Origin of the sequence: Curtobacterium sp. GD1, assembly GCF_020882855.1 — a bacterium.
GTDB lineage: Bacteria > Actinomycetota > Actinomycetes > Actinomycetales > Microbacteriaceae > Curtobacterium.
Map to the genome: position 1 here is coordinate 73324 of NZ_JAFEVQ010000003.1, position 12567 is coordinate 85890.

The window sequence follows — 12567 nt, forward strand, 5'->3', positions numbered from 1 at the left end:
CTCCCGTCCGCTAAACTCGTGCACACAGGCGTCGATCCGGCCATCACCGGGGAGCCTCCGGAAGAACCCGGCCGTCAGCACCATCGACCGCCGGCAGTAGAACCGGGCGGACCGGGCCGCGCACGCCCCCGGCAACGAGCGGTCGCCCCGGGTCACCCGAAGCGGCAAGCGAGGTGGTACCGCGGAGCCTGCTCCGTCCTCGTGGTCCTGAGAACCGGCAACCCACAGGAGCCCCGCGGTGCGCTACCCACTTGATTCCGACGCAGACGGCGTCGTCCCGTCGCCGTCCTTCCCCGCCGTCGAGCAGGGGATCCTCGCCTTCTGGAAGGGCGACGGCACGTTCCAGGCGTCGATCGACCAGCGCGAGGGCTGCGACGAGTGGACGTTCTACGACGGCCCGCCGTTCGCCAACGGCCTGCCGCACTACGGCCACCTCCTGACCGGGTACGCGAAGGACGTCTTCCCGCGCTACCAGACCATGCGCGGCAAGCAGGTGCACCGTCGCTTCGGCTGGGACACCCACGGGCTGCCCGCCGAGCTCGAGGCGATGCGCCAGCTCGGCATCACCGAGAAGCACGAGATCGACGAGATGGGCGTCGACGTCTTCAACGCCGCCGCCAAGAAGTCCGTCCTGCAGTACACCGACGAGTGGCAGCAGTACGTCACCCGCCAGGCGCGCTGGGTCGACTTCGAGAACGACTACAAGACCCTCGACGTGACGTTCATGGAGAGCGTGCTGTGGGCGTGGAAGCAGCTCTGGGACAAGGGGCTCGCGTACGAGGGATTCCGGGTCCTGCCGTACTGCTGGAACGACCAGACGCCGCTGTCGAACCACGAGCTGCGCATGGACGACGACGTCTACAAGATGCGCCAGGACCAGTCGGTCACGGTGTCGTTCCCGCTGCTGGGTGCGCGCGCCGAGTCGCTCGGGTTGGCCGGCGTGCGTGCGCTCGCCTGGACGACGACCCCCTGGACCCTGCCCACGAACGCCGCGCTGGCCGTCGGGCCTGCGGTTTCGTACGTGGTGCTGCCCGCCGGTCCAGGAGGCGCGGCTGACGGTGGCACCGCCGGTTCCGTCCACTACCTGCTGGCGTCGGACACCGTGGCCGCCCACGCGAAGGACCTCGGCTACGAGAGCGCCGAGGATGCCGCTGCCGCGGTCGTCCGCACCCTGACGGGTGCGGAGCTCGACGGCGTCGAGTACGAGCGCCTCTTCGACTTCCTCGCGGAGACCGAGGGCATGGAGAACGCCTGGAAGATCCTCGTCGCCGACTACGTCGAGACGGGCGAGGGCACCGGCATCGTGCACCAGGCCCCGGCCTACGGTGCCGACGACCAGGTGGTCTGCGCCGCCGCGGGGATCCCCGTGGTGCTGTCGCTCGACGAGGGCGGTGTCTTCACGTCGCAGTTCGGCGAGGTCGCCGGCATGCTCTGGTCGGACGCGAACAAGCCCCTCACGAAGGCCGTCCGCGACGCCGGGCGGCTGCTCCGCCAGGCGTCCTACGAGCACAGCTACCCGCACTGCTGGCGCTGCCGGAAGCCCCTCATCTACAAGGCCGTGTCGAGCTGGTTCGTCCGCGTGACCGAGTTCCGCGACCGCATGGGCGAGCTCAACCAGGACATCAACTGGGTGCCGGACAACGTCAAGGACGGCCAGTTCGGCAAGTGGGTCGGGAACGCCATCGACTGGTCGGTGTCCCGCAACCGGTACTTCGGCACGCCGATCCCGGTGTGGCAGTCCGACGACCCCGAACACCCCCGCACCGACGTGTACGGCTCGCTCGAGGAGATCGAGCGTGACTTCGGTCGACTGCCTGTGAACGCCGACGGCGAGGTCGACCTGCACCGCCCGTTCATCGACGACCTGACGCGCCCCAACCCGGACGACCCCACCGGGAAGTCGACGATGCGCCGGATCACCGACGTGTTCGACGTCTGGTTCGACTCCGGGTCGATGCCGTACGCCCAGGTGCACTACCCGTTCGAGAACCGCGAGTGGTTCGAGTCGCACAACCCGGCCGACTTCATCGTCGAGTACATCGGGCAGACCCGCGGCTGGTTCTACGTCATGCACGTGCTGTCCACCGCGCTGTTCGACCGGCCGGCGTACAAGAACGTCATCAGTCACGGCATCGTGCTCGGCTCCGACGGCCAGAAGATGTCGAAGTCGCTCCGGAACTACCCGGACGTCTCCGAGGTGTTCGACCGCGACGGTGCCGACGCGATGCGCTGGTTCCTGATGTCGTCGTCGGTCATCCGCGGCGGGAACCTCGTCGTCACGGAAGAGGGCATCCGCCAGGGCGTCCGCGAGTTCCTGCTCCCGCTCTGGTCGACGTACTACTTCTTCACCCTCTACGCGAACGCGTCGGGGGAGTCCGGGTACCAGGCGTCGCGGAGCACGGCGAGCACCGACGTGCTCGACCGCTACCTGCTCGCGAAGACCCGGGTGCTCGTGTCGGACGTGCAGCAGCACCTCGACGCGCTCGACACCCCGCTCGCCGCACAGGCCGTCCGCGACTTCGCCGACGTGCTGACGAACTGGTACGTGCGCCGGTCGCGCGACAAGTTCTGGCTCGGCGCCGAGTCCTCGCCCGAGGCCCGTGCCGCGTTCGACACGCTGTACACCGTGCTCGAGACGCTCACCCGCGTCGCCGCACCCCTCGCCCCGCTCGTGACCGACGCGGTCTGGCGGGGACTGACCGGCGGCCGCAGCGTCCACCTCGAGGACTTCCCCGACGCCGAGGAGTTCCCGGCCGACCAGGCGCTCGTCGACGCCATGGACCGCGTGCGTGACGTCGCCTCGAAGGGGCTCGCGCTCCGCAAGGCCACCGGCAAGCGCGTCCGCCTGCCCCTCGCCACCCTGACGCTCGTGGTGCCCGACCCGGCGGCCGTCGAGCCCTTCGTGGACATCCTCCGCGACGAGCTCAACGTCAAGCAGGTCGTGCTCGAGCAGCAGGAGGAGTCGTCGCTCGGTCGGTACGGCATCGAGCGGAAGCTCACCGTGAACGCCCGTGCCGCCGGACCCCGCATCGGCAAGCAGGTCCAGCAGGTCATCCCGGCCGCCAAGAAGGGCGACTGGACCACGACCGAGTCCGGCGTGACCGTCGGCGGCGTCGACCTCGTCGAGGGCGAGTACACGCTCGACCTCACCGTCGCCGACGACTCCGTGGCGGTGGCGTTCCTCGACGGCGGCGGCTTCGCGGTGCTCGACACCGTGACGGGGCCCGAGCTCGAGGCCGAGGGGCTCGCCCGCGACGTCGTCCGCGCCGTCCAGCAGGCCCGCCGTGACGCCGACCTCGACGTCAGCGACCGCATCGTCCTCACCCTCGGTGCGGACGAGGTCGCCGACGCGGCGGTCCGCACCCACCAACAGCTCATCGCGGGGGAGACCCTGTCGACGAGCGTCGAGATCGTGCCCCTCGGGGCAGACGCCACCACCACCGACGTCGGTGACGGTGCGAAGGTGACCGTGGAGGTGTCACGCGCATGAGCGAGTACCCCGAAGAACCGTCCGAGGACGGCATCGAGATCCCCGTCGGCCCCGCCGGTGCGACGGACCCCGCCGACGCCGTGCCCTACGGTGCGGACGACGACGAGGTCAAGCGCGTCGAGGCGGCCCTGTACGCCCGGATCGGCGAGCAGTCGCCCGAACACCGGCTGTCCGCGACCCGGCGCGCCGTCGAGCTCCTCGGCGACCCGCACCTGTCGTACCCGGTGATCCACCTGACCGGCACGAACGGCAAGACCTCGACCGCGCGCATGGCCGAGAGCATCGTCCGGGCACACGGCCTCCGGACCGGCCTCATGACGAGCCCGCACCTGGTGTCGATCCGGGAGCGCATCGTCATCGACGGCACCCCGATCGCCGCCGACCGCTTCGTGGAGAACTGGGACGACATCGCCCCGATCCTCGAGATGACCGACCAGGAGCTCACCGACAAGGGCGAGCTCCCGCTGACCTTCTTCGAGGCGCTGACCGTCCTCGCCCTGGCGTGCTTCGCCGAGGCTCCGGTCGACGTCGCCGTGATCGAGGTCGGCATGGGCGGCGAGTGGGACTCCACCAACGTCGTGCAGAGCCAGGTGCAGGTGTTCACGCCGATCGCGATCGACCACGCCAAGCAGCTCGGCAGTACCGTCGCCGAGATCGCCCGCACGAAGTCCGGCATCATCAAGCCCTCGTCGTCGATCGTCTCGAGCGCACAGACGCCCGAGGCGCTCGCCGAGCTGCAGCGCGCGGCCGAGCTCACCGAGTCGACCCTCGCGGTCGAGGGGGACGGCTTCCGGCTCATCGACGTGACGCCGGCCGTCGGCGGCCAGCTCATCACCGTGCAGGGCATCGCCGGACGCTACGACGACCTGTTCCTGCCGCTCTTCGGCCGGCACCAGGCCCACAACGCCGCCGTGGCGATCGCCGCCGTCGAGGCCTTCCTCGGCCGCGGCTCGCAGGCCCTCGACGAGGACGTCCTGTCCGAGGGACTCGCCGGTGCGACCAGCCCCGGCCGGCTCCAGCCGATCGCCACGGGTCCGACCGTGGTGGTCGACGCGGCGCACAACCCGCACGGCGCACGCGCGCTCGCCGAAGCGCTCCCCGTGGCGTTCCCGTCCGAGCACGTGGTCGGCGTCGTCGGCATCCTCGGCGACAAGGACGCCCGCGGCTTCGTCCGCGCGCTCAAGGACACCGTCGCGACCTTCGTCGTGACCCAGCCGCCGGGGGAGCGTGCCCTCGACGCGGACGAGTTCGCCCGGGTCGTGGTCGACGAGGTCGGCGAGGACCGGGTCGTCGTCGAGCCGTCGCTCGAGGCCGCCCTCCAGGAAGCCCGTGACCTCGCGGACGACGCCGAGGCGGACGACGCCATGGTGCTCGTCGCGGGCTCGATCGTGATGGTGGGCCGGGTCATGGACCTGGTCCACGCCGAAGGCGGGACGAAGTGACGGACGCGGGCCGCGCCTCCAGGACCCCACGCGCGCCGCGCACCCGTCGGCCGCGACGCGATCGCGGCGCACGGGAGAGCCTGCTGTCGATCACCCTCGTGCTCGAGGCGATCATGTTCTTCTTCCCGATGCTCGTCGTGTTCGGCAAGGGGACGCTCCCGCCGGCGGTCGCGTTCGGCGGTGGCATCGGCTCGATGATCGTGCTGGCACTGGCCTCTCGCCTGACCGGCAACCGCGCCGGTGTAGGGTTCGGGTGGCTGCTGCAGGCGGCCATCCTCGCCACCGGGTTCATCGAACCGTTCATGTTCGCCGTGGCCGTGGTGTTCCTGGCGCTGTGGGTCTTCTGCTTCGTCAAGGGCGGTCAGCTCGACCGTCAGAACGCCGCGAGACGCGCGGCCCTCGGCGAGGACTGACCACCCCGTTCGACCACGAAACACCAGGAGTTCCGCGTGTCCGATCTCGAAGAGACCCTCGTCCTCGTCAAGCCCGACGGCGTCGCCCGCCAGCTCACCGGTGAGATCCTCCGCCGGATCGAGGCCAAGGGCTACGAGATCGTCGACCTGAAGATGGTGACGGCGCCCCGTGACCTGCTCGACGCCCACTACGAGGAGCACCAGGGCAAGCCGTTCTTCGAGCCCCTCGTCGAGTTCATGCAGTCCGGCCCGGTCGTCGCCGTGCGCGTCGCCGGCAACGGCGTCATCGCCGGCTTCCGGTCGCTCGCCGGCACCACCGACCCGACCTCGGCCGCGCCCGGGACGATCCGCGGTGACCTCGGCCGCGACTGGGGCCTCAAGGTGCAGCAGAACCTCGTGCACGGCTCCGACAGCCCAGAGTCGTCGGCGCGCGAGCTCGCGCTCTGGTTCGCCTGAGTCCGGAGGATCGACGCGTGACGAACAACGACCGTCCCTCGAAGAACGAGCGTCGCCAGCACGCCCGTGACGTCGCCCGGCAGCGCGCCGAGGCCGAGAAGCGCCGCAAGCGCCGCAACCGCTGGTTCCTGCAGGGCGGCATCGGCCTCGGGATCATCGCCGTCGCCGCGATCGTCGCGATCGTGGTGGTGAACGTGAACAACCAGCCCGCCGTGTCCGCGGCCGGGCCGAAGAACATGGCGACCGGTGCGATCCAGTTCACCGGTAGCGACGGCACGGTCACCCCCGTGACCTCCGGCGCGGTGTCGGCGAAGGCCACCCCGTCCCCGGTGCCCACCGCCGCCGCCGACGGCAAGGTCCAGGTCACCGAGTACGTCGACTGGGCCTGCCCGGTCTGCAAGCAGTTCGAGGCCGCCTACGCCGACCAGATCCTCGACAAGGTGAAGTCCGGCGACGCGACCCTCGCGATCCAGCCCGTGTCGATCCTCGACCGCAGCTACCAGAACTCGCGGTACGCCAGCCGTGCCGCGAACGCCGCGATGTGCGTCGCGAACTACGCGCCGGACAAGTTCCTCGACGTCCAGACGCAGTTCTTCGACAACCAGCCGGAGGAGGGCACGAAGGGCCTGACGAACGCCGAGATCGCGAAGCTCGTCACGGCTGGTGGCGCGACCGGGTCGAACGTCTCCGAGTGCCTGTCCAGCGAGCGCTTCCGCGGGTGGGTGACGAAGTCCACGAACGCCGTGCTGGCCGATCCGGCACTGCAGGGCACGCAGGGCTTCGGCACGCCGACCGTCCTCGTGAACGGCAAGAAGATCGCCACGCTGACCGACGTGATCACCGAGATCGACGCCGCGTCGAAGTAGCACGCTGGACGACGACGGCCCCCGCTTCCGATCGGAAGCGGGGGCCGTCGTCGTCCGGAGCAGCCGGGACTACGCCTTCCCGCCGTTCTGCTCCACGAACGCGGCGAAGGCGTCCGTGTCGGTGAGGGAACCGTTGTACTGCTTGCCGTTGACGATCACGGTGGGGGTCCCGGTGACCTTGTCGAGCGACGAGTTCGGGATCGGGTCGTTCAGCACCCGGTTCGTCGCGTCGGCAACCCACCCGGCGAACTCCTGGTCCGTGATGCAGGACGCCACGTTCTCGTTCGTCGCCCCGGCGGCCTTCGCCAGTGACGCGAGCTTGTCGTTCGTGAGGCCGCGCGTGCTCTCGGACGGCTGGTTCTCGTAGAGCGACGTGTTGTACGCGAGGAACGCGTCCGGGTCGTAGTTCGCGACGCAGGCCGCGGCGGCGGCCGAACGGGTCGAGTACTTCGAGCCGAGGGACACGCGGTCGAGCAGGTTGAACGGGTGCAGCTCGAGCGTCGCCGAGCCGTCCTTCACCCACTGCTGGATCTGGGACATCTGGCTCGTCTCGAACTGGTTGCAGTACGGGCACATGTAGTCCGAGTACACGGTGATGTTCGCGACCGAGTCGTCCTGCTTCGTCGGGGTCGGCTTCCCGCCCTCCGGCGTCGCCTTCGTGGTGACGGGGACGATCTGCCCGTTCGAGCCCGTCAGGAGCACACCGTCGCTCGCCATGTTCTTCGGCCCGGGGCCGGCGGGTTGCACGGAGTTCGCGACGACCACGACGACGATCGCGGCGACCGCGAGCGCGCCGACGATGATGCCGCTGATCCCCAGGGTCTTGTTGCGGCGTCGACGCGCCTGCTCCTTCGCGCGGGCGAGGCGTGCGCGCTCCCGCGCCGCCTCCCGCCGGGCCTTCTTGCTCTCGTTCTCGCTCATCGCCATCGAGCGTAGGTCGTGCCGGTGGGCCGATCGGCCGATCTGGCTGGGAAGGACCCAGGAATTCGATGACGCGTCATCGGCAACGCTCAGCGGGCGCTCAGAAGGAGGAGAGGACCCGCGGGAACACGATGAGGATCGACACGGCGATGAACAGGTAGTTCGCCAGCGGGAAGGCCCAGCAGAAGGGCAGCAGGGTCCGACCGAGCCGCTGGGCGCCGGCGCCGAAGCGTCCCTGCGCGGCGTTCCAGATCGTGAACACCCAGAACATCGGGATCGTCATCGACCACACGAGCATGCACCACGGGCAGAGCGCGCCGATGAACCAGACGGTCTGGGTGAAGAGCCACGTGACGAAGACCCACGCCAGGAACACGCCCGCGTTGAACGCGATCCAGAACCAGCGCGAACCGTTGCGGAACCCGGCGAGGAGCATGACCGCGACGGCGATCGGCGCGACGAAGCCCATGACGCCGAGCAGCGGGTTCGGGAACCCCAGCAGGTGCCCCTGCCAGCTGGCCATCACGTCCGAGCAGTTGATGAACGGGTTGACGTCGCAGGACAGCACTGCCTGGGGGTGTGCGTACTTCTCGAACTCGTCGATGACCAGTCGGAACGCCCCGTACAGGCCGACGGCACCGGTGATCAGGAGGAAGACGCCCATGGCGATCGGACGGCGGACGGCAGGTGCTGGCGTGCTCACGGCGTCATCATCGCATGCTCGATCCGGTCCTTTCCCGGTGCGGCATGCGATAATCCCTGGAGGTCGTGCGGCCATCCGCACGACGACGAAAGCTTTCCGGGCCCAGCCCGGACGATCAGGTGCGGTGAGAGCGCACCGTGACCGGGACGCGCGCGACGCGACGGTCACAAGACAGCGAACGCGGGGGCGTGGTCGCCACCCGCTACAACTACAGAATTCCCGCCGTCCGGACAGGATGCGAGCGGGGTCAAGGAGTGCACCAGGTCCATGGTGGAGCAGAACAACGACAACACGAACAACGAAGAAGTCGCACCGAAGCGTCGAGGCCGCCTGTTCGGCGGTCGGCGCGCCCGGTCGGCCGGCCAGGAGGCACGGGGTGACGCCGCGCAGACCGGTCCCGTCGAGCAGGTGACCGGGTCTCCGGCGGACGGCACGTCCGACGCCGGCGCGGCGACGCTCGCGGTGACGGACGCAGCGCCGGACGCCGGGGGAGCGCCGGAGGCGCCCACCGTGTCGGTCGCGGTCGAGGCGACCGCCGGCGGCGACGAGCCGCACGACGTGAGCACCCTCACGGGCGACCTGCCGGTCATCACGGCCGGTGACGACACCGAGACCGCAGCCGCACCGGCCGCGACGGTCGAGGCGGACGCGAGCAGCGCCTCCAGTCCGGCGGAGCCCGTCGACGAGCCGTTCGTCCCCAAGGCGACGAGCACGCTCAGCCTGATCTTCCACGCCCCGGTCCTGCCGGACCTGCCCGAGCGCGCGCCCCGTCACGACGAGGACGACGACGACGAGCAGGGCGGCGGACGCCGTCGGTCGCGTCGCCGCGGCACGAGCGCCGACCGCGAAGGCCGTGAGCCGCGCGAACCGCGCGAGCCGCGGGACCACCAGGAGCCCCGCCGCCGCGAGGTCGAGTACATCACCGAGCCGCAGAAGGTGAAGGGCTCGACCCGGCTCGAGGCGAAGAAGCAGCGCCGCCGCGACGGGCGCGATGCCGGTCGTCGTCGCCAGGTCGTCACCGAGGACGAGTTCCTCGCCCGCCGCGAGAGCGTCGACCGGCAGATGATCGTCCGGTCGAGCGCCTCGAAGATCGAGATCGGCGTGCTCGAGGACGGGGTCCTCGCCGAGCACTACGTGACGAAGTCGCACAACGTGTCGCTCATCGGCAACGTCTACCTCGGCAAGGTGCAGAACGTCCTGCCCTCGATGGAGGCGGCGTTCGTCGACATCGGTCGCGGTCGCAACGCCGTGCTGTACGCGGGCGAGGTCGACTGGAACTCGGTCGACACCGGCAACCACGGGCGTCGGATCGAAGCCGCGCTCAAGCCGGGCGACAAGGTCCTCGTGCAGGTCACGAAGGACCCGGTCGGGCACAAGGGCGCCCGTCTGACGAGCCAGGTCTCGCTGCCGGGCCGCTACCTCGTGTACGTGCCGAACGGCTCGATGAACGGCATCTCGCGCAAGCTGCCGGACACCGAGCGTGCGCGCCTCAAGAAGATCCTCAAGGAGGTCCTCCCGGAGCACGCGGGCGTCATCGTCCGCACCGCCGCCGAGGGCGCGACCGAGGAGCAGCTCACCCGCGACGTGCAGCGGCTCACCAGCCAGTGGGAGGCGATCCAGAAGAAGGTCGCGAACGGCCAGGCGCCGGTCATGCTCCACTCGGAGCCGGACCTGCTCGTGAAGATCGTCCGCGACGTCTTCAACGAGGACTTCACCAAGCTCATCATCGACGGCTCCGCGGCGCGCGAGACGATCGACGAGTACCTCACCGCGGTCGCGCCGGACCTCAAGGACCGCGTCGAGATCTACGACGGCCCGGACTCCTTCGAGGAGTACCGCCTCAACGAGCAGATCGAGAAGGCCCTCGACCGCAAGGTCTGGCTGCCCTCCGGTGGTTCGCTCGTGATCGACCGCACCGAGGCCATGACGGTCGTCGACGTCAACACGGGGAAGTTCGTCGGGTCCGGCGGCAACCTCGAGGAGACCGTCACGAAGAACAACCTGGAAGCGGCCGAGGAGATCGTCCGCCAGCTCCGCCTGCGGGACATCGGCGGCATCATCGTCGTCGACTTCATCGACATGGTGCTCGAGTCGAACCGCGACCTCGTGCTGCGTCGACTCGTCGAGTGCCTCAGCCGTGACCGGACGAAGCACCAGGTCGCCGAGGTCACCTCGCTCGGCCTCGTGCAGATGACCCGCAAGAAGATCGGCGTGGGGCTCCGCGAGTCCCTCGACGAGGTCAACGCCAAGGTCAACGACAACAACGCCGACCCGGGGCCGTCGAAGAGCCGTCGCAAGAGCCGCGGTGGGGCCGGCAACGGCGGGTCCAACGGTGGGAACGGTTCGAACGGTTCGAACGGTGGGAACGGGTCGAACGGCGGGTCCGGCAACGGTTCGTCGTCGAACGGCTCGTCGCACGCGCACCAGATCACGGACGACGTGAAGAGCGCGCTGTCCCGGATCGCCGCATCGACCATCCCGCACGAGGAGCACGACGGGGCTGCGACCCCGGCTTCGGCGTCCTCTGCAGTGTCGGCGGGTTCGGCGGCATCGGCTGCATCGGCGGCATCGGCGCCGGAGGCTCCCGCCGCGGAGTCTGGTCCGGACACCGGCGCGTCGCAGTCCGAGCACGGCGAGCAGTCGTCGGGCTCGAAGCGCCGACGTCGCCGTGGTGGCCGCGGTGCCGGTGCGCCCGAGACGACGGCGGACACCGCGTCCGGCTCGTCCTCGACGCCCGATGCGCCGTCCGCGCCCGAGCAGGGCACCTCGGCGGCTGCCGCTCCGGCTGCTGCGGCTCCGGCTGCGGTGGCTCCGGTCGCTGCTGCTCCCGTCGTCGAGGACGCGCCGGCCAAGGCGCCGACCCGCCGTCGGGTGAGCTCGAGCGCCCCGGTGACCCCGGCCGAGACCTCGGTCGCGATCCTCGACATCCCGATCGCCGCCACGAAGCGCGAGCCGCGCCAGGTCAGTGGGGACGCCGAGTCCCTGCTCGACTCCGTGCTGCAGGCGCTCCCGGAGCCCAAGCAGCCGGGGCAGGGCCGTTCGCGGTCCCGTCGCGTCTCGTCCCCGAGCATCAGCGCACCGGCGACGGCCGAGGGTGACGACACCGACGACGGCGCCGTGATCCTGGGGAACTGACGATGTCGAACCCCGGCGATCCGCAGCGGTCGCAGCACGATCGTGGGTACTACGGCGCGGGCTGGTCCCAGCCCGCGCCGCCCGCCGGTGCCCCGCAGCAGCCGGGCGGAGCGTACGGGGGACCGCAGCAGTCCGGTGCCCCGTACGGCGGGCCACAGCAGCCCGGCGTTCCGTACGGTGCGCCGCAGGGCGGCCCGTACCGCGGGCCGCAGTACGGCGGGTCCTCGCCGGCTCCGCGGCCGCCGCGGACGCCGGCGGATCCGCGTCGGGCCTTCGCTCCGGGAGCGTCGGTCACGAACACGGCCGGCGCACTCATCGCCGTCGTGTCGATCGTCCTCGTGGAGTTCGTCTCGGGGCTCGTCGGCCTGCTCGGCGCCTCGTTCGTGGTGCACCCGTTCGCGAGCTACGGCGCGGGCGGCAGTCTGGTCGGCGGGTTCGTGTCCGGGGTGTTCGCCACGCCGTTCCCGTTCTACGCCGGGGCCTTCCTCGCGCTGGCGTTCCTCACGCCCGTCGACCGACGGAGCCCGCTGCCGACGGTGCTCCTCCGCGCCGTGCTCGCCGGGGCCGCTGGGACGATCGCCCTGGCGCTCGTCGGGGTCTTCACGGGCACGTTCAGCGCCGTCCGCTCGGGAGGCGCCCAGCTCCTCATCGACGTCGTCACCCGCCCGCTGCAGTCCGGTGTGCCGTTCACCCTGATGCTCATCGCGACGTCGACCGCGGCGTGGCTCTGGCTCGGGCGGCCAAGGGGCGGACGTCGTGCGCCCGGAGCACCCGGCACGCCCGGGACGGTCCGACCGGCCGACGCGGTGCCGCCGGCGACCGTGCAGCCGTCGTCGCAGCAGGGTCAGCAGGGTCAGCGGGGTCAGCCGGGGGCGCAGGGGGCCCAGGTGCCGCCGTACGCGCCGCCGCAGCCCCCGTCGAACCCCTGGGGTGGTCCGGCGCCGCGCTGAGCCGCTGAGCGGCCGCGTGCGGCTCGTGGCCGTGTGCCGGGCGCCGTGTGCCGCGCGCCGCGCACCGACGTGGTGCGACATGGTCGAGGTCGTCCGACGTCGACCATGTCGCACGTTGCGTGCGCCGTCCGTTGCGGACGCGGGGGTGCGACATCGCCGACGTCGTCCGACCTCGGCGATGTCGTTCGGCC

Annotated in this window: 9 protein-coding genes; 7 read left to right on the plus strand and 2 right to left on the minus strand. The window is 70.7% G+C overall.

What is annotated here, in order from left to right; all coding sequences use genetic code 11:
* Positions 1-238: 238 nt before the first annotated feature.
* From ileS to JSX79_RS02760, 5 genes are read left to right on the plus strand one after another with little or no spacing between them, the layout of a single operon-like run.
* Positions 239-3490, plus strand: coding sequence for an isoleucine--tRNA ligase (gene ileS / locus JSX79_RS02740; RefSeq protein ID WP_229085095.1), 3252 nt, complete (start codon positions 239-241; stop codon positions 3488-3490).
* Positions 3487-4932 carry a folylpolyglutamate synthase/dihydrofolate synthase family protein gene (locus JSX79_RS02745; RefSeq protein ID WP_229085096.1) on the plus strand — a complete coding sequence of 482 codons (1446 nt, stop codon included), beginning with the start codon at positions 3487-3489 and terminating at the stop codon, positions 4930-4932. Before ileS ends, JSX79_RS02745 begins: the two co-directional genes overlap by 4 nt.
* Positions 4929-5345: a DUF4233 domain-containing protein gene (locus tag JSX79_RS02750; protein WP_070416559.1), complete on the plus strand. Its 417-nt coding sequence runs from the start codon at positions 4929-4931 to the stop codon at positions 5343-5345. Before JSX79_RS02745 ends, JSX79_RS02750 begins: the two co-directional genes overlap by 4 nt.
* 36 nt (positions 5346-5381) lie before the next feature.
* Positions 5382-5801: a nucleoside-diphosphate kinase gene (gene ndk, locus JSX79_RS02755; RefSeq protein ID WP_070416558.1), complete on the plus strand. Its 420-nt coding sequence runs from the start codon at positions 5382-5384 to the stop codon at positions 5799-5801.
* 17 nt (positions 5802-5818) lie between these two features.
* The gene (locus JSX79_RS02760) at positions 5819-6667 is read left to right on the plus strand and encodes a thioredoxin domain-containing protein (protein ID WP_071295396.1); all 849 of its coding nucleotides are present in this window, start codon (positions 5819-5821) and stop codon (positions 6665-6667) included.
* Between the two features lie 69 nt (positions 6668-6736).
* Here the strand turns inward: JSX79_RS02760 and JSX79_RS02765 are convergent, their stop codons facing one another.
* Positions 6737-7588 carry a thioredoxin domain-containing protein gene (locus JSX79_RS02765; protein WP_175473612.1) on the minus strand — a complete coding sequence of 284 codons (852 nt, stop codon included), beginning with the start codon at positions 7586-7588 and terminating at the stop codon, positions 6737-6739.
* Between the two features lie 100 nt (positions 7589-7688).
* On the minus strand, positions 7689-8291 hold the full coding sequence (locus tag JSX79_RS02770; protein WP_229085097.1) for a vitamin K epoxide reductase family protein: 603 nt from the start codon (positions 8289-8291) through the stop codon (positions 7689-7691).
* A 267-nt stretch (positions 8292-8558) separates the two neighbouring features.
* Here JSX79_RS02770 and JSX79_RS02775 point away from each other — a divergent pair, with 267 nt between their 5' ends.
* Positions 8559-11426 carry an Rne/Rng family ribonuclease gene (locus JSX79_RS02775; RefSeq protein WP_229085098.1) on the plus strand — a complete coding sequence of 956 codons (2868 nt, stop codon included), beginning with the start codon at positions 8559-8561 and terminating at the stop codon, positions 11424-11426.
* A 2-nt stretch (positions 11427-11428) separates the two neighbouring features.
* Positions 11429-12376, plus strand: coding sequence for a hypothetical protein (locus JSX79_RS02780; RefSeq protein ID WP_229085099.1), 948 nt, complete (start codon positions 11429-11431; stop codon positions 12374-12376).
* The last annotated feature ends 191 nt before the right edge of the window (positions 12377-12567 follow it).